Annotated in this window: 17 protein-coding genes; 6 read left to right on the top strand and 11 right to left on the bottom strand. The window is 60.4% G+C overall.

Features of this window, described 5'->3' with window-relative positions:
- Window positions 1–2: 2 nt before the first annotated feature.
- The 4 genes from ACZ1JW_RS09635 to ACZ1JW_RS09620 form a co-directional block, all read right to left on the bottom strand.
- Window positions 3–191, bottom strand: a complete 189-nt coding sequence (locus ACZ1JW_RS09635; RefSeq protein WP_103000628.1) for a helix-turn-helix domain-containing protein — start codon at window positions 189–191, stop codon at window positions 3–5.
- Window positions 192–353: 162 nt separating this feature from the next.
- Window positions 354–1,022: a hypothetical protein gene (locus ACZ1JW_RS09630; protein ID WP_465140406.1), complete on the bottom strand. Its 669-nt coding sequence runs from the start codon at window positions 1,020–1,022 to the stop codon at window positions 354–356.
- A 123-nt stretch (window positions 1,023–1,145) separates the two neighbouring features.
- Complete coding sequence (locus ACZ1JW_RS09625) at window positions 1,146–1,337, bottom strand: hypothetical protein (protein WP_465140405.1); 192 nt, start codon at window positions 1,335–1,337, stop codon at window positions 1,146–1,148.
- A 487-nt stretch (window positions 1,338–1,824) separates the two neighbouring features.
- Entirely contained in the window at window positions 1,825–3,183 is a 1,359-nt protein-coding gene (locus ACZ1JW_RS09620; protein WP_465140404.1) for a tyrosine-type recombinase/integrase, read from the bottom strand.
- Between the two features lie 651 nt (window positions 3,184–3,834).
- On the opposite strand from ACZ1JW_RS09620, the gene ACZ1JW_RS09615 reads away from it, so the two are divergent.
- The 4 genes from ACZ1JW_RS09615 to ACZ1JW_RS09600 all read left to right on the top strand — a co-directional run bounded on the left by ACZ1JW_RS09615 (window position 3,835) and on the right by ACZ1JW_RS09600 (window position 7,347).
- Complete coding sequence (locus tag ACZ1JW_RS09615) at window positions 3,835–4,923, top strand: DUF5681 domain-containing protein (protein WP_465140403.1); 1,089 nt, start codon at window positions 3,835–3,837, stop codon at window positions 4,921–4,923.
- Between the two features lie 205 nt (window positions 4,924–5,128).
- Window positions 5,129–5,431, top strand: coding sequence for a hypothetical protein (locus tag ACZ1JW_RS09610; protein WP_465140402.1), 303 nt, complete (start codon window positions 5,129–5,131; stop codon window positions 5,429–5,431).
- 3 nt (window positions 5,432–5,434) lie between these two features.
- Window positions 5,435–5,737: an HGGxSTG domain-containing protein gene (locus ACZ1JW_RS09605; RefSeq protein ID WP_465140401.1), complete on the top strand. Its 303-nt coding sequence runs from the start codon at window positions 5,435–5,437 to the stop codon at window positions 5,735–5,737.
- Window positions 5,738–5,871: 134 nt separating this feature from the next.
- Window positions 5,872–7,347, top strand: a complete 1,476-nt coding sequence (locus ACZ1JW_RS09600; protein WP_465140400.1) for an ADP-ribosylglycohydrolase family protein — start codon at window positions 5,872–5,874, stop codon at window positions 7,345–7,347.
- Between the two features lie 21 nt (window positions 7,348–7,368).
- Here the strand turns inward: ACZ1JW_RS09600 and ACZ1JW_RS09595 are convergent, their stop codons facing one another.
- Entirely contained in the window at window positions 7,369–7,605 is a 237-nt protein-coding gene (locus ACZ1JW_RS09595; RefSeq protein ID WP_465140399.1) for a helix-turn-helix domain-containing protein, read from the bottom strand.
- 87 nt (window positions 7,606–7,692) lie between these two features.
- Between ACZ1JW_RS09595 and ACZ1JW_RS09590 the strand changes: the two genes are divergently transcribed.
- On the top strand, window positions 7,693–8,259 hold the full coding sequence (locus ACZ1JW_RS09590; RefSeq protein ID WP_465140398.1) for a hypothetical protein: 567 nt from the start codon (window positions 7,693–7,695) through the stop codon (window positions 8,257–8,259).
- A 132-nt stretch (window positions 8,260–8,391) separates the two neighbouring features.
- Here ACZ1JW_RS09590 and ACZ1JW_RS09585 read toward each other — a convergent pair whose 3' ends face one another.
- A complete protein-coding gene (locus tag ACZ1JW_RS09585; RefSeq protein ID WP_465140397.1) occupies window positions 8,392–9,843 on the bottom strand; it encodes a TonB-dependent receptor domain-containing protein in 1,452 nt (483 codons plus the stop codon).
- Between the two features lie 85 nt (window positions 9,844–9,928).
- Between ACZ1JW_RS09585 and ACZ1JW_RS09580 the strand changes: the two genes are divergently transcribed.
- Window positions 9,929–10,645, top strand: a complete 717-nt coding sequence (locus ACZ1JW_RS09580; RefSeq protein ID WP_465140396.1) for an IS6 family transposase — start codon at window positions 9,929–9,931, stop codon at window positions 10,643–10,645.
- 138 nt (window positions 10,646–10,783) lie between these two features.
- On the opposite strand, the gene ACZ1JW_RS09575 is transcribed toward ACZ1JW_RS09580, so the two are convergent.
- The 5 genes from ACZ1JW_RS09575 to ACZ1JW_RS09555 are packed head-to-tail and all read right to left on the bottom strand — an operon-like array spanning window position 10,784 to window position 16,752.
- Window positions 10,784–11,287: a hypothetical protein gene (locus ACZ1JW_RS09575; RefSeq protein ID WP_465140395.1), complete on the bottom strand. Its 504-nt coding sequence runs from the start codon at window positions 11,285–11,287 to the stop codon at window positions 10,784–10,786.
- Between the two features lie 49 nt (window positions 11,288–11,336).
- Window positions 11,337–11,822: a hypothetical protein gene (locus tag ACZ1JW_RS09570; protein WP_465140394.1), complete on the bottom strand. Its 486-nt coding sequence runs from the start codon at window positions 11,820–11,822 to the stop codon at window positions 11,337–11,339.
- Between the two features lie 18 nt (window positions 11,823–11,840).
- On the bottom strand, window positions 11,841–14,357 hold the full coding sequence (locus ACZ1JW_RS09565) for an Hsp70 family protein (RefSeq protein WP_465140393.1): 2,517 nt from the start codon (window positions 14,355–14,357) through the stop codon (window positions 11,841–11,843).
- Entirely contained in the window at window positions 14,357–14,710 is a 354-nt protein-coding gene (locus ACZ1JW_RS09560) for a hypothetical protein (protein ID WP_465140392.1), read from the bottom strand. The genes ACZ1JW_RS09565 and ACZ1JW_RS09560 overlap by 1 nt, the downstream gene beginning before the upstream one ends.
- Window positions 14,710–16,752: a hypothetical protein gene (locus ACZ1JW_RS09555; RefSeq protein ID WP_465140391.1), complete on the bottom strand. Its 2,043-nt coding sequence runs from the start codon at window positions 16,750–16,752 to the stop codon at window positions 14,710–14,712. The genes ACZ1JW_RS09560 and ACZ1JW_RS09555 overlap by 1 nt, the downstream gene beginning before the upstream one ends.
- Window positions 16,753–16,761: the final 9 nt, after the last annotated feature.

The raw sequence follows: 16,761 nt of genomic DNA, 5'->3' as shown, positions 1-16,761 counted from the left end.
GCTCAAGCCTCCCCCGCGATCAGGGCGTGGAGCGCCTCGGCTGGGATGATCGTCCTGCCACCGACGCGAACCGCGCGAAGGCGACCAGCCGAAATGTGATTGTAGAGCGTCGTCCGGCCAAGGCTGGACGCATGGCAGGCTTCCCGAATGCTGTAACCGATCTTCGGGGGATCGTGTTTGACGGACTGCATGAATTTGGCCCCATTTGGCCCGCGCGGAGGTGCAACGGACTTCATGGGACAACCAGTTATGGCGCGCCGGAATTTTAAGGAAGACGACTTAATTCGTCGCTATTTCGACCCGACAAAAGCCTGAGGTATTTCGGCCCGACAAAATTCCTTCTAATTTCCTCCCTAGTCCTGAGGTTTGCTAGTTGAGGTAGGGTTGGACAGCAGGCCAAATAAGCCACCCGATTTTTTGGGTTGGCTCAGCGTGTTCAGAGTCAGCAGGGCATTGCGCGCAGCGTCTTCGACTTCTTTCATGGACATATGGGCAGGCGGGGCCTCGCCCTTCTTCGCCTCATAGTCGGCTACATCCGATTTTGCCCGATCCCGGATCGACGCCCAAACAGGATGAGAATCAGCTTCACTCAGTGCTTCGAGCGCGCGAATATGCACGGCATAGGGATAGCCTTCTCGGCTAAAATTCTCGGCTGTAACCAGCGTCATCCACACCCGTTTTTGCACCAGCTTGCGCTCAATTCGCTTCATGGTAGCCGGGTGACTATGGCCGGGATTTTTGTCCGCGAAGTCTTTGGCGATTGAATAGTTGGACCGGGAAGAAAATGGATCACCCCCGGCGAGCCAGTCGCGTGCATCCGATTCAATGACCTCCCGTAATTCTGGCCAATCCTTCTCTGGCTTTCTCCCCCGCTTTGGCTTGGTGACCCTTTTGACGGCCTGCTTCACGGCTTCGGTGCCATAGCGCGCAATAATGCGGCGAATGTCGTCATCGACGGTAGGACCGACCAGATCGAATTTGGGGCCGTCAGGCGACAGGCCAGTTAGTGCATTAATTGTCAAATTCCGCCTCCCTAGCGGTTCCCAAAAAGGTGACGGGGAAGCACGTGGGAAGCGTGCTTGTCGGATGGCCGTCCTATCCCCGCTCCCAATTTATGGCCTCAAGTGTGGGCTTGCCAGCCTCACTCAGAAACCGTCCTCATATTCCTCGGATCGCCTCGATAGCTGCCAGTCCGCGAATAACTCTTTGCGGTCGTTTGTTTTCACGACATAGAATGCGACTAGTGAAGGTGGCCGCTCGCGGTTGTTAGCCAAAGCGAAGCTACCACCATGTTGTTCGATCGTGGAATCGGGGGGCACAATGAAGACAATCTTCACGGTGGTATTGCTGGTCGTATTTGCGACAGTGGCAAACTTTCTGATCGTATTCTTGTTGAACGTAGCGGGGGTTCCTGGTGCCTTGGTCGCTGGCAAACCGGGACAACGAAGCGCGGCACGATTCATAGCGGGTGCGGTTGTCGCAGCGTTGGGTCAATCGCTTGTATACCTTGGATATGTTGCATTTATCGTGAATTGGACGCGGCTCGCTGTATCAATCCAAGACGTTAACGTAATAGTCTGGCCGATAGCTTTCCTAGTTGTCATGGCTCCGATTTGGGTGAACCTCATCCGCGCTAGATTAGAAGCAAGAGAGGCGAGCTTCGCAAACCCACAAGTGGAAGCGCTACATGTGACAACACTCATTGCGCTGCTAGGGTTCTTCGTCTTCGCTTTCGTGCCGAGTGCGATTGAGCCAGTTTATGGTTGGCTTCCCTACGTTGCTGCGAGTGAGTAGGCGCGACCGTCCTCCACGAGATTTGAAATGCTAGGCAACGTGGGCATTCCTGATCGACGTCACTTTGCCACCAACCGCACGACCGCTGGCACAATACTTAGCCCAATCGTCCATGAGCCGCCGCCGCTTGTCGAACAGGTCGCCGCGCCGATAGGCCCGCTCAACCTTGTTCTCGATAGTGTGCGCCAAGGCCATTTCCGCGACCTCATGGGCATAGCCGGTGCATTCGGCGGACCAATCGCGAAAGCCAGAACGGAAGCCGTGCACGGTCACGTCAACTTTCATCCGGCGAAGCAGCATTGTCATGGCCATGCCGGACATTTTCCCGCCCTTGGTCGCCGGGAACAGCCATTCCTTGCGCAGCCCTTGCGTGGACTTCAAAATCTCAATGGCGCGGCCCGATAGGGGAACGCGATGTTCCTTGCCCGCCTTCATGCGGCTGGCAGGGATCGTCCAGATTGCCTTGTCCAAATCGACCTCATCCCACTTCGCGCCGATCACCTCGCCAGTGCGGGCAGCGGTCAGGATCGTAAATTCCAGCGCCAGCGCCGCGACGGCCTCCCGTTTGTGCAGCGCGCCGACAAAAGCCGGGATCGCTTCATAGGCCATGGCCTTGTGATGGCCGCGCGTGAGCCGTGAACGGGCAGGCAAGATTTGGGCGATATGCCCGCGCCACCGAGCAGGGTTTTCGCCCTCCCGGTATCCGCGCGCCTTTGCCGCATCGAGGATAGTCTCCATGCGACCGCGCACGCGGCTGGCAGTCTCGGCCTTGGCTTTCCAGATCGGCTCAAGGATTTTCAGGACGTGGGCAGTCCCGACCTCGGCAACGGGCAATTCCCCGATCACGGGATAGACGTAAGTGGCCAGCGTATTCTTCCATTGCTGGCGATGCTTGTCATTGCGCCAGCTTCCCTCATTTGCGCCGATGTAGGTTTCCGCCACAGCCTTGAACGTCATTCCGGCGACCTGCGCCGCCTGAGCCGCCGCAAGGGCCTCAGCGGCCTCCCGCTGGCGTTCCTCAAGGGGATCAATCCCCGCCTTCACCTTGAGGCGCAGCGCGTCGCGGGCGTCGCGGGCATCGGCAAGGGAAATGCCGTCCGGTCCAGCCGGGCCAAGCCCAATGTCACGCGATTTGCCGTTGAGCATGAAGCGATAGACCCATGACCGGGCACCGCTTTCCTTCACCAGCAAATGCAGCCCGCCACCATCGGCATGGCGACCGGGCTTTGCATTCTTCACCGCCAAGGGCGTGAGCACGTTGCTGAGCTTTTTTGGCATTATGGCTCCATGTCCGGGAACCGAACCTGCCCTTAGATCGCCCCAATAGCGTCGCGGCATCGCGTTCCCAAAACCGTTCCCCGATAATAGCGCGGTTTTATGGGAACGCAACGGGACACATTCGGACTAGCGAACGGGCAGGGCCTCACTGAATCCGCCTATTTTAGCCGTTATCGTGGAGAGATTTGGACGCGGTGGGACGCTAGTTAGGCGGACTCCGTCTCCGCCACTCATCTCAGACAAACTTTTCTCTGAAAGGCCGCTCTCGGGCGGCAAGTGCGCGGATTCGTGCGACTTTTTTCTGCAGAACGGAACCACGAAACTGAACTGCCGGAGCATGGGGCGCAAACTCGTGGCCATGGCCCGCAGCGGAGAATCGAATCTGGTTCCGTTTGCCGCAGCGAAATTGCATCGCAAGAGGGCGCAGCGTTCACAAATTGAACCTTTTCGAGCATGAATTGTCGCTCTGGCCCGAAGTTGGCTGGGCTATTGCCGGAAGCGCCCAGAATCCCTGCCTTTCAGCAGGTTTGGTGCGTCGCGTTACAGGCCTGCGATTCCTGCAAACAGGCTGGTCCTTCATGTGATCAGGCCTGCATTTCGTGCTGGGCGTCTTTCGCAGGTCAGCCCGCATTTTCCGCTTGGTCCGTACAGGTCGTGACAAAATCCTTGGCCCCGCGCTGCGGATGACAAGGGCCCACTCGCGCGCACCACTGGCGAGGCCCCGAGCAAGAATGAGTGATGGCAAGGAAGTCGTGGAACAAGATGACTGCGCTGCCCCCGGAGGGCAATGCGTTCGATCTGGCCTTCGAACCGCTGATCGAGATCAAGGGGCCGGTCACCGAGAAGGTTTCCACTTTCGATGTGCTGATGCGTCGGCGCTACCGTGAGGCGCTCGAAGGCAAGGTTGACGCGATCAAGGTCATGCTGAACGTAATCCGGCATGACGCACGGTTTCGTGCTGAAGCAAACGGTCCGCATCGGACCAGGATCGTGCGCGAGGGAGCGAGCGGTATCGTGCCCGCCACTCCTGCCATGCGCCTGCTCGATATTGCACGGCCCATGGGATTGGCAGGTCGCATCGGCATCGCTCCGTGGGTCGCCGCACTGGTGCGCCAGCGACTGGGTGACCGTGCGGTGGACGCCTGTCGGGAGTATCTCTGCGACCCAGTCAGCAGCGAGGGCTCATGCTCGGAGGACGGTGCCAAGCCGGTGGAACGGTACAGCCTGCACGATGATCCTGACTATTACATACCGCCCAAGGCGAGCGCGCCGCAGGCGACCTGGTTCCCCAAGGGCAAGAGTGGCAACCCGGCAGGTCGCCCTCCGCGCCGGGACATTGACGTCCCCTTTGGCGGCTTCCTGCAGGGAATGGTCGCGATCAAGATTGAAGGGCAGGAGCGAACGGTCACGCGTCTCGAAGCACTGGTTTACCAGTTGCAGGTCAAGGCACTCAACGGCGACGCCAGCGTTTCGAGGCTGCTGGTCGAGGCCGGGGTTGCCGAACACCTCGATCGCTGGCGTCGCCGGCCCGAGGTGATGCGCATCGTCTACGAAGGCTCGCGCGGCCTTGGTGAGGATCCCTTCGTGTGCTGCCTGCAGGACCTGCGCCTGCTCAATCGCCGCGCCCGCAAGCATGCGCTGCTCGAACCGTGGATCGTCATGGCCGCGCTGGCCCGTCTCGATCGCGATGCCCTGAACGAGGAAGAGCAGGCGGTCGTCGTCCGCTCGACCAGCACGCCGCACAAGGTCAACTGGCCCGGATGGTGGTCCCCTGCCCTGCGCAAACGCCAGCGGGTTGACCGCCGCCAGCCCCGCGTGCGCACGCGCAAGCCTGCCGATGAAGCGTGGTAACTGAGGGGGATGGGAGGGCGATGGGAGGCAAGCCGAAGGCTGTGGGACAAGCGGATTGGCGGCCCTGACATGGCTTTTGCCGCCAATCTGCAAATCAACCCCATGCACAGTAGCTGCCTGCCTCTTTGCGCAAACAACCTTTGGCCTCGCCAAGGTCGTGACAGCAGATTCGAATCGGGGCGCGTTGCCCCGGGAATGACCGACGATGATTGACGACAACAACGGGAACGACCCCAGGCGCGAGCGCAAGCGGAGCGGGCAGTTCAGCGGGGACCTGCTCAAGTCGCTTGAACAGAGCGCCGAGGGTCTCGATCCGATCGTGGACGGCTTCGATCAGCTCCTTCGCGAGCTTCAGGACTTTGCGCTCGACAGCTTTGTCGAGGCGCGACAGGAGGCGTTCGACTTGCGTCGCGAAGAGCTGCTCAAGCTCGGCATGACCCTCACCAACACGTTCGGCTCGCTTGCCACCAAGCGGGCTGCGCACGTGAAGATGCTGCGCAAGGTCTGAGACATGCCCAGCACCCACCAGCGCAACGTCGGTCCGATGATCAGCGCTCCGCGCTGCGGCGCGCGCACGCGCAAGGGCACGCCTTGCGCCGCCCCGGCGATTGCCGGTGCCGCGCGCTGCCGGATGCACGGGGGCAAAGGCTCAGGCGCACCCCGAGACAACACCAATGCGCGCAAGCATGGCGCCTATGACCGTGACATGCGCGAGAAGCGCGAGACGCTCCGCGACCTGAAGAAACGGGCCAGGTTTCTGACAGAACTGGCACAAGCCAGTGCACGCGCGAACGCCCGCGGCAAAGACCAGTGAAACATAAGATCCGCAGTCGCAGATAAGACTTGAATGACACGCAAAGTCATGGCGACACACGGGACATCAAGCGCGAGGTGATTTGCATTGCCTTTGAGTAGCTTGGGTAACGTTGAACAGCAGATTGGTCAGCCATGCGTACCAGTATCACGCACCCGTTGCAGATTGCCGAAGTCGCGGTGCCTGGCACCGGCGGCCGGATCGGGGTGACGTTCCTTCCCGGCAAGAAGCAGCCCCATGCCGCAACCGGGCCGTGGGCCCGTGATCTCGACCTCGACCTTGATGCCATCGCCGCGTGGAATGCGGCGGCGGTGGTGACGCTGGTCGAGGATCACGAGCTGGTACGCTACGAGGTCGACGGCCTCGGCGCTGCCGTTGAAGCGCGGCACATGGCGTGGGTACACCTGCCGATCCCGGATATGGGCATTCCCGGTGCAGTGTTCGAAGATGCGTGGAACAAGGTTGGCGCCGGACTACGCTCAATTCTGCGCGATGGCGCGAGCATCGTGGTCCACTGCAAGGGTGGACTGGGCCGTGCTGGCACGGTAGCGGCGCGGCTGCTGGTTGAACTGGGCACGGAGCCTGCAACGGCAATCGCGCAAGTGCGCGCCGCGCGGCCCGGGGCGATCGAGAACGTGCGCCAGGAGAACTACGTCAACGGTCTGAACCAGGTGGATGAAGCTCTCCCCGACACCGGACCCGATGCCACCCGCGATCGTGCGATCGGCGCGCTGCTTGGCCTTGCGGTTGGCGACGCGCTTGGCACCACGCTGGAATTCTCCCGCCGGGACAGCAAGCCGCGCGTCACTGACATTGTCGGTGGCGGTCCCTTCCGCCTGCGCGCGGGAGAGTGGACCGACGATACCGCCATGGCCGTGGCGCTCGCGACCAGCCTGATCGAGAAGCGCAAGCTCGACGAGGCCGACCTGATCGAACGCTTCTGCGACTGGCAGGACAACGGCGAGTATTCCTGCACTGGCACCTGCTTCGATATCGGTGGCACGGTCAGCCAGGCGCTGGCGCGCTATCGCAGCACTGGCAATCCGATCGCAGGTTCCACCGCGGCGCACAGTGCGGGCAATGGCAGTCTGATGCGACTTGCGCCCGTTGCCATCCGTTACTGGCAGGACCGGCAGGCTATGCGCGATGCCGCAGCCCGGCAGAGCCGCACCACCCATGGCGCGCCAGAAGCGGTCGACGGCTGCGTTGCCTTTGCCGGAGTGCTGGCCGATGCGATTACGGGCCTGCCGCGTCATGAGGTGATGCGTTCGCGAGCTGATGACTATGCCGGAGCGATTGCGCCGATCATGGCAGGCTCTTGGCGTGGCAAGCAGCGCCACGAGATCAGCAGTTCGGGCTATGTCGCGCACAGCCTTGAAGCCGCGCTGTGGTGCGTCGGCCGCACCGCGAGCTTTGCGCAAGCCGTGATCCTTGCGACCAACCTTGGCGATGACAGCGACACCGTTGCGGCGATCACCGGACAACTGGCGGGCGCCCTCTATGGCTATGAGGGCATTCCGAAAGACTGGCTGGACAAGCTTGCCTGGGCCAAGCCGCTGGAGACCATGGCGCTGGAACTGACCACGCCGTGGGGATGGTACCCGGACTAGCGCTTCACCGCAGCGGCTGCCTCAGCTCTGCCCGCCACCGCCTTCAGCAACCGTCTTGCGCAGCAGCAGGTCGGCATCGACCTTCAGCGCGTTCGAGAGGAGTTCGACCATCTCCAGCGTCGGGCAATACCGCAGCCGCTCCAGTGAACTGACGTAGGTCCGGTCAATACCCGCAAGGTGCGCCAGCGCCTCCTGCGACAGGCCGCGCTCACGCCGCCAGTGGCGCAGGTTCCGAGCGAAGATCTGTTGCAGCGACATGGCCCGCACATGGCAGGAGCGCTGACTTTACATCTACGGAGTATACTCTACATTCTTTGTCATCCATGCAACTCGATGAGGGAAACCGTGCCTGAGTGCTATCTTTGTGGTGCCTATATCCAACCGGGCCGCGGCCACCGTCGCAACATCGAGACCGGGACTTCCGTGCGCTACTACATGAACCGCCATGGGGGCACGTCCTACGGTGTCCGATACGGATTGCGCACCCTGTGCCACATTTGCGCGCAGATCCATGATCGCTCCCGCGAAGGCCGCGGCGCTCGTGCTGCACTTTACGCAATCGGATGGGGTCTATCGGCATTCCTCGGTTGGCAGCTTCTGGGTCAGGCCGAAGGCCCGGGCGGAAAGCTGTTCGGCATCGGCTTTCTGCTTGGCTTGCCGGTGTTCATTCTCGGCTTCATCGCCGAACAGCAGCGCAGTCAGGAAATCGCCAGCGAGGTCCGTGCTTTTGCCGATGAGGACGTGTCCGATGGACCGGCAGAGGCGTCCCTCACCCGCACTGCCCAGGAAGAGGCTGATGCTCTCGCAGCGCGGCAGACCAACGCGGAAATGACCAGTGCGCTGGGGCTGCCAGCCTTCGGGTTGCTCGCGATTATCGGGTGTCTGCTGATCTTCGTTTTGTTCAATCAGTGATGGGATTTGATTGGCCGCGAATGACGGAAGATGGGACAAAGCCGTCATACCGGTCTGGCCAATCCGGCGGCGGGTTTATCGACAACAGCTGACGTTCAGCAAACGATAGGCTGGACAAGCAGCGCGGCCACGTCAGAATGCGAAACCAACATTCGCTTCCACATAACGCGGCCTCGGCGCAGACATTTGCGGGCTGGAACCTGAGGCAACCGGGCTTCCAAAGGCAAAGTCTTGTCTTCTACTGTCGAGCAGGTTGGACCCACGCAGAAGAAATGACAGCTGATTGTGTTGCAGGCGCAAGGATGCGCTCATGTCTAATGCGGCAGGCAGTCTCGCTCCCCCCAGAGTTGAGGGGAAGAAGTCACGCCTCGCTGTAAACGTCGCATCGGATTGAACGATGACGCGCCAACCGGCCAGGTCGAACTGTTTCGCAAGTTCTGCGTTGCCACGAAACGGCGCGGCGAATGTCAGCCCGATCTCGGCATCTCGCCGGTTGGCGGTGCTCAGGCTGGTTGCCAGCAGAAAGATGCCACTTCGGAACGAGACCCCATGTGACAGTGAAACCTCGCCGCGCAAGTCAAGGCCGGTCAGTGTCGCGTCGCCGATGTTGCGCGCAGAGATTATGCCTCCCGCGATCAGCACGTCGGCCTGAATGTCATGCCAGCGCGCGTGATGGAGATTTGCTTCCAGAACCAGCCCCGGCGAGCGGTGCCGCCAGCCAAGTTCCATCGAACGAAGCTCGTCGCCATCGGTTCGCGAGACGTCGGCGTCCGTGCGCGCCAGCCCGCCCTGGCGGAATCCCGTGCTGACCCGGGCGTAGATCGAATCCGTTGTGTTCGGCCGCCAAGCCAGCGTTATGGCGGGCGTGAAGGCATCCTCTGATACACTTTGTTCATAGCGTGCAGCCGAGGTAATGATCGTGTCTTCGACCGTGCCGTGGAGCAGCCGTCCGGCGAATGTAAGGTCAACCGCGCGCTGGATTGGCACTTCGATGCTCGCAAAGACGGCAAGGTCATGGGAAGCACGGGCCGCTGCTGAACCCTCGTCGCCGTAGACGCGGCCTACGTAACGTCGTGACAGGTCCTGTCTGGCAAAGACGTAGGATAGGCCCGCCAGCCATTTCACATTGCCCGATTGGCCATCGGCGCGAATTTCGTTGTCCCATGTGCTGTACTGACGATTGTCTAGCGCCTGTTCCGCATCTGGCGAGGCATCGAAAGCCTCGCTCGCTTCATGCCATGTCTTGGCCGAGATCGCGACGAGCCGGGTGCTACCCAGCTTGCCCTGCAGGCGGACCGCCAAGTGATCGAGATCGTTGTCGTGCGGTTCCGGCCTCTGCGCCGAACGGGACCGGTCGCCCTCGCCGCTGACATATTGCGTGTCGTCAATGGCCAGACGCTGGTGCAACCCGCTCAGGTTGATGTCCCAATCGGGTGAGAGCGAGGCCTTCAAGGCAAGTCGCACTCCGAACAGGGAGCCGCTGTTGCTGTCACGGCGATCTCCGGTATCGATCCAGCCTGGCATTCGCTCGCCGTAGCTGACGAGCCGCACAGCAGAAGAGCCCGATAGCGGCAGATTGACCATGGCATTGCCAAGATAGCCCTGGCCGGGCCCTGTCAAAGCTAACGCACCCGTTGGAGCTGGGCACTGCCTTCGCTAACTTGAGCTGATGCCAAGGCCGCGCAAACCTCCCAGTCCATTCCGCTACTTCAACTCCTCGCCGGAGATCATTCGGCTCGCGGTCATGATGTACGTCCGCTTCCCGCTGTCGTTGCGCAATGTCGAGGACCTCCTGTTCGAACGGGGGATCGACATCTGCCATGAGACGGTGCGGCTGTGGTGGAACCGCTTCGGACCAATGTTCGCAGCCGACATCCGGCGACAGCGGGTGAACCGCATGCGCGGCTTCCGGCATTGGCGGTGGCATCTCGACGAGATGTACGTGAAGCTCAACGGCGAGATGGTCTATCTCTGGCGCGCGGTGGACCAGGAAGGCGAAGTGCTTGAAAGCTACGTCACCCGCACTCGCGACAAGGCGGCCGCCCTCACCTTCATGCGCAAGGCCCTGAAGCGCCATGGTTCGCCAGAACGGATCACCACCGATGGGCTGCGCTCGTACCGCGCCGCGATGACCGAACTCGGCTGCGAGGATAAACAGGAGATCGGGAGATGGGCCAACAACCGGGTGGAGAACAGCCACCTGCCCTTCCGACGAAGAGAGCGTGCGATGCTCCGCTTCAGGCAGATGAAGGCGCTACAGAAGTTCGCCTCGGTCCACGCCTCGCTCCACAATCACTTTTCCCAGGAACGCCACCTCGTCGATCGACAGACCTTCAAACAGCGACGCTCGGCAGCTCTTGCCGAGTGGCAGTCGCTCGCATCCTGAAGTCTGTCTGCCTCTGGGGGCTCTTTGTCAGCAGAGAACGTTTCGCTTTAGACTGACAGCTCCCCGCAAAGCTTGTACGATGATCAGCGCGAGAACCATGATCGTGATCCATGACCATGGCGTTGCCCAGGGTGTCTGTCAGGCCTGATCTTCCAATCGATAATTCACGGTCTCGAAAAAGGGGCCAATCTCGTCAGCTACGACGGCAACGTAGCCTTCTCGCTGCTCTTGGGTACGCCAGCGATTTTCCCACACGACGGCATAGGACCAGAGTTGGGCTCTGGCGGGCATTTCTGCGAGGAATTTCTGCCACGCCTCGTGGAGGTGACCAAAGGGCACACGCGGGGCTCCGCCCAAGGGATCGTTGACGATTTCGTGCGCCTCGATTTCCTCAGCCGTAAAACTGCTGACGAGATCCTCCTTGCTCGGAGCAAAGATGCGCTCTTCGCTCTTCCGTTGCGTCTCATTTCGCCGCGAGGTCCACTTTTCATAGATGATGAAGGGAACGAAAAGCGGCCAAAGGATCGTCGTTACGAGCACGACCAGGACGTAGGATCGGAGCGCTTGGGCGGGCGCGGGACGCTTGGCCCTCTCGGAGAGACTGACCCAGATTTCCTTCGCCAGAACGGCGACCATGGGCACTGCGAGGACCAGCCCAATTACAGGATACCATTGCCAGTAGGGCATCGTGTCAGCTCTCACCCGAGCGATTGCCAAGTGTTGTCAGAGCGGCGATGCCATAGCCTTCTGGCGCCTCCGGTTCTCCCGTTCCGTTCTCCCGGACCGAGCGCTCGATCAATTCGCCCCTGCTAAAGCGCAAGAGAAGGTCCCGCTCATAAGTGCTGCCATAGCCCATATGGACGTACTTGAGCTGTTTTCCCTGAGGGAGCCTAACCGTATCGGTGAACCAATGGGCAAAAACTCGCTCGCCATATCCCGGGAACACCGTTTCAAGCGTCGCTTCTTCTCCGCTCTTCAGCCAGCCCTTCAGCTCCGTGAGGTAAAGTCGTTCGTCGATGACCTCCCAAGTGCCGACATACCCTCTCCAGCAAGCGGTGTGCGGCGAACGGAATTCGGGCCGCCTTCCACCTAAACCAAAGAAATCGCCCAGTGGCTCCGAGCACATTGAGTGTTCGCGACCCTCAAAAATCAACCGCTCAGGCGTTTGCGCTGTCATGGCTCACCTCCCGGTTGATCAGGCAATCAGCCCCGACAGAACGGCAACCTTCTTGGCCCCGACTTGGTTGGGCATGCGGTTATTGAGCATGTCGCGGACTGCCGCCCGCACACCATCGATATCGCCGTCCTCAGCACAGGCCATACCCCGCTGCACAATGCTGTCGTGCAAGGCCTTGTCGAGCGCGGCGTAGCGTTCCCCGGCAAGATCCGCGAACATCCCCAGAATGAACTCCGGCTGCGCGTAAAGCGCATTGTAGAACGTCGCGTACATCTGATCGATGATCTGGCGGGCCTTGGCCCAGTCCTCGCGACCAATAGCCTCGCGGGCGCTATGCCCGAGCTGATTCAGGCGCTCCACAGTGCCGCGATCGAGCTTTTCGACAAGTTCGGATACAGCGTCTTCGAAGGCCGCAAGGTCCCTGAGCATGACAGCGTGGCGATTGTCCGGAGCGTCGCGTAACCGGGCCAGTTCCTGCTGGATGTGCAGCGCCTCCTCGGTTGCTGCGCGGCGAGCCTCTGCGTCGGCAGAGTTCTCGAGGAGTTCTTCCATCCGGGTAAGACGCCGCGTCAGCGTGGAGATTTCAGGGGCGTTCTTTTGGCGCAGGGCCTCCTGGGTCTCGGTGAGGGCTTGCCGGGCGCTATCTAGCTGCGCCCGCGCGAGTTCAGCTCCTTCCTCGCCGTCAAAGTTGCGGTGGCCAACTTCGGGGACATAGAAGTTCTTTTGCTGAATGCTAAGCCCGAGGTCCGGGATCTCGACTTCGCAGGCAATCAGGCCGTTGTCATCCATCTGCCAATGGATGTTGATCGGCGAGCCCGCCTGCAAGCGTTGCCCGGGATCAAGCACTTCCTCGGCTGCAATGCGGAACACGCCGATCGGCAAGTTTAGCACGGGATCCTCGACGCCCTCAGCCTGATTGTAAATCTCAACGTCAAACCTGCCTTCTTCTCCACCGATCAAAGTCTCGCGGAGGCGGAAGTTTTCCGTGCCCTGAGCAGGAAGCGGAGTGCCCTTGGTGATGAGCGGAACCAGAACATTCCGTCGTTCGGCGGCCGGGCCTTTGGCGACTTTTACCGATACGGTCTGGGTTGCCGGAATGGCCGTGGCGGTCGCTTCAGTGCGAACAATGACGATGTGCTGTACGTCGCAAAGCCTGCGCCCATCCTCACCGACAACTTCAATCGAGAATGCGTTTTCGCCCATGACGGCGAGAGGCAGAGACAGCGTTTCGTCGCCGTCGAAAGGCGCGAACCCCGAATCATATCCTTCCGGCCCGGTGACCCTCACTTTGCAGCCGCCGCCGGGCAGGTTCGCGCGCAGTTTCAGCCTTGCCCGCTGATCGGACGCGCGCGCGGTAAAATCGAGACGAAGATCGATCTCACCCTTCACGGCCTTGGACCCGCGTGCACTCTTACGGCGGCCCTTGGCCTCGTCCCATTCACGGCTCTCGGCAAAGATCGCAGCGCCTCGCGCAACTGCGGTCATCGGATCGCATTTCAAATCGGCAGGAATGCCGAGGGAGGTGCTCACATGTTCGCGCACGATTGGCATCTTCGAAGGTCCGCCAATGAAAACAATCCGGTCGATGTCTTCATGACTGAGGCTGTTGTCCTTTAGGATCTTTCGGCACAGATCGATGCTGTCATCGATCCGGTCGGTAATCAGTCCCTCCAGGGTCTTCCGGTCCAGCGGGCACTCGACATAAATCGGCTCTCCGTCGCTGTCCTCCGCGCGAACGTCCTCGTCGCTGAGGAAAATTACTGTTTCCTGCTTGGTGGAAAGCTCAACCTTTGCCTGCTCGGCTTTGAGCCGTGCCACCGCAAAGAGGCGCTTATATGCCGGCAGAGCCATGACATTTGCGGGTAGCGTAAAATGGGCATCGAGCCACGGCCGGATAACGGAATCCACGATAACCCGGTCGAAGTCACGACCGCCCAGCATGTTGATGCCTTCGTGAGCTATGACTGTGACAGAGCCGGACGTCGCCTCAACCAGGGCAACGTCGAAGGTGCCGCCTCCAAGGTCGTAGACCAGGAACCGGCCGTCCCGCCTCGTCGCACCTTCGAGGGCTGCCATGGCTGCTGCGATCGGCTCCTGGAGCAATCCGACTTGCTCGAGGCCGGCCATATGGGCCGCCTTGATCGTAGCCTCGGACTGCATCTGGTTGAAGGCTGCCGGAATCGTGATGATTGCGCCGGTTACCTCGACCTTGCCAAGTTCGGCCTCAACTTGTCGCAGCAGCGTCTTGACGATCTCGGCGCTCGCTTCCTCGGGCGTAATGCTCTTGCCGGCGGCGGCCAGATCGAGATGGCTTGAAGTGCCCATAAGGCGCTTGAAGCCTTGGGCAACGTTTCCCGGAGCAAGCTCCGCCTGTGCATGGGCCCGGCTACCTACCAGCATGTGACCGCGTCTATCGAAGTAGATCATGCTTGGCAGGACATCCCGCCCATCATCAGTCTTGAACAGGCGGAGACCCTCACTGTCGCGACCGACGATAGCCGAGTTCGAAGTCCCAAGATCAATCCCAATGTACATTATACGCCCCCTGCAGCCGCTACGACGCGACCTACTGAAACAATCCGTGACCCGGCAACAACCGCGGGCTCAATAGTGCTTTCCACGATAACCCCGGCTTGTCCCTCGAACTCATCGGCATTGATGGCAACGATCGGCATCTCCGCGGCGATCGCCTGCCCTTCAAAAGTCGCAAGCTGAAGCCCGTAAGCTTCCAGATGGGTCGAGAGGCGTCCTGCCGAAAAGCGCGCCTGAGCTTGCAGACGTGCAGATTTCTCTGCCGGCGCTTCGGATGCGAGGCGTTCAAAGGATCGCAGAAGCTTCCAGTAATCGACGGCCAGAGCCCCGAGGATTGTCTCCGCATCTGCACTCATTACTCGCTCCCGATAATGTCTTGCGCCTCAGCGCGAATATTCGTCTGATCGTTCGCCATTTCCCTGTTGACGGTGTCCATATCAGACTCGCGGTAACGGAAGCTCCCGCACCGCGAGTTATAGTCTTCAATGGCGGAGTTGAAGCGATCGATCTGTGGGTTGGACATCGGCTCGTTCTGCACTGCTTCAAGCCGTGCCTTTTGCCGCTTGCAATAACGCAGCTCAGAGACAGAGACCGTTCGATAGCTCTGATAAGGCGCGGGCGGGGTTTCGATCTGAGAGCTGCCTGCATCATCCGCGTAGGGCGCTGCGGCTGCAGCTTCGGATGCGGCAGCGGCTGCGTCAGATGCCGCAGCGGCGGCAGCTGCAGCAGCGTCAGCTGCGGTGCCCGCAACATTGGTCGGGTCCGTAACTTCGATCGCGTCGCTAGGATAGTCATAGGCCGTACTGGCTGATGTGTCGTAGCTCGATCCGGAATTCGAGTTATCGTTGGCTACAATGATCGCGAGGGCAATGGCGGCAAAAACGCTCCATCCTACGAACTTCCGCTTCCGGGCCTTCTTGCGCTCGACGATCGCCGAACGGACACCGAGCAGGATCCCGCGGGTTTCTGTGTCAGCGCCATCAAGCATGCCTTCGGCAAGTCGATCGGCCTCGTCCAACTGGCCGAGTTTCATCGCCTCGGTCATCGCGTTGAAATCGATATTGCGCTGCAACGTCTTTAGGTCGCCTTCCAGCGCCTTGATCACATCAACCGGCAATGAGGAGCGGTGCTTCAGCAGCCCCTTCACGATCGCCAGTGCCGCATGGTTGTCGTTGGACTCGTTGCACAGATCAATGCCGAGATTACGAACCAGGCGGGCGCCCATGCCGTTGAGTTCGATATCGCTCGACATGCGGATCAGGGAAGCAAATGCACCATGCATTTCCCGAACCGGCGTTGGCGCCTCAGCGCTGAAGCCAGACTTTCTGAGGCCCGCGCAGGTCTCGGAATGGCGACCGTCGGCATCCGATACGGCCTTGCCGAGTGGCGCGAGTAATTCTGCTTTGGCCTTCTGGGAGGACAAGTCAGAAAGCGTCTCGATATCCTCCTCGAGCTTCCCTGCCGCATCAGGGAGCTCCGAGAAGACTTCGGCGGCAAGTTCGCTGATGGCCAAGGCTTGCGAATATAGCCCTCGCTCATTGGCGAATGAGAGGCAGACGTCCCGGATCTCTCCGAACAGTTCTCGGGAATGATGCTCATCGATCCCTCGTGCGCGGTCCGCATTCTGAAGGGGCTGTGCCAGCCTGTCCCATTCACGAAGATCGGTCGCCAAAGCCGTGATGAGGCGCCGGTCTTCAGGATCGGCATCAACGGCAGCCAGACTATCCCGCACCTTGGAAGCGGCGTGCCCAAGTTCGGGAGCGATCCGAGACTCATACTCCTGAAGCAATGCCTCCAGGAAAGCACGTCCACTCGGGCCAGCGCAGGACAGTTCGTCGGCCCAAGTGGCGAGATGGTCTACGCCGTCATCGTTTGCGAGGATGGCATCCAAAGCGGCGCGGGCATGAACCAACCTGAGACGATTCAGCGCAGTTTTCACCTGCGCGGGCTCGACCGGGCCGAAACCAGAGACTGAGCGCAAGGCATTCAGAGATTGCGAAACTTCGTCGAAATCCAATGCTTCATAGCCTGCGACCAGCTGATCCGCGTGTTTGAACCGCTCGCTCGGGTTGCCAATGCCGCACAGGTGCGCAGAAAGGTTAATGAGGTCCAAGCCAGCGACTTCGCCGAAAGGAAGGTCGCTAGCTCCGTTTCTCAGGGACGAAAGGATGGTCTTGGCTGTCGAAGGCTTCGTATCAATGAAGTACCCCAACTCGCTTTCGAGACGGTCACGGGGGGATATGAGTGACTGCTGGGCACGATTGAGAACAGCTTCAGCTTTATGATTATCTGCCTCCAGAAGCGCATCTTGGTAGGCATCTTCGAGTTGTGCCCGATTTGCTCGTGGCGTCACATCCAATAGTGCGAAGGCATTTTTCGTTAAGTCAAACGCTGCCACCCCATTGCA

It is taken from the genome of Novosphingobium sp. BL-A-28-Hi1-0D (assembly GCF_055521755.1).
The sequence above is the reverse complement of the archived record's forward strand: the minus strand, read 5'-3'. Positions and strand labels throughout refer to the sequence as shown.

Coding starts and splice junctions, on each gene's coding strand:
- ACZ1JW_RS09635 (WP_103000628.1), bottom strand. CDS start 191: ATGCAGTCCGTCAAACACGATCCCCCGAAGATCGGTTACAGCATTCGG.
- ACZ1JW_RS09615 (WP_465140403.1), top strand. CDS start 3,835: ATGACTGCGCTGCCCCCGGAGGGCAATGCGTTCGATCTGGCCTTCGAA.
- ACZ1JW_RS09610 (WP_465140402.1), top strand. CDS start 5,129: ATGATTGACGACAACAACGGGAACGACCCCAGGCGCGAGCGCAAGCGG.
- ACZ1JW_RS09605 (WP_465140401.1), top strand. CDS start 5,435: ATGCCCAGCACCCACCAGCGCAACGTCGGTCCGATGATCAGCGCTCCG.
- ACZ1JW_RS09600 (WP_465140400.1), top strand. CDS start 5,872: ATGCGTACCAGTATCACGCACCCGTTGCAGATTGCCGAAGTCGCGGTG.
- ACZ1JW_RS09595 (WP_465140399.1), bottom strand. CDS start 7,605: ATGTCGCTGCAACAGATCTTCGCTCGGAACCTGCGCCACTGGCGGCGT.
- ACZ1JW_RS09585 (WP_465140397.1), bottom strand. CDS start 9,843: ATGGTCAATCTGCCGCTATCGGGCTCTTCTGCTGTGCGGCTCGTCAGC.
- ACZ1JW_RS09580 (WP_465140396.1), top strand. CDS start 9,929: ATGCCAAGGCCGCGCAAACCTCCCAGTCCATTCCGCTACTTCAACTCC.
- ACZ1JW_RS09570 (WP_465140394.1), bottom strand. CDS start 11,822: ATGACAGCGCAAACGCCTGAGCGGTTGATTTTTGAGGGTCGCGAACAC.
- ACZ1JW_RS09565 (WP_465140393.1), bottom strand. CDS start 14,357: ATGTACATTGGGATTGATCTTGGGACTTCGAACTCGGCTATCGTCGGT.
- ACZ1JW_RS09560 (WP_465140392.1), bottom strand. CDS start 14,710: ATGAGTGCAGATGCGGAGACAATCCTCGGGGCTCTGGCCGTCGATTAC.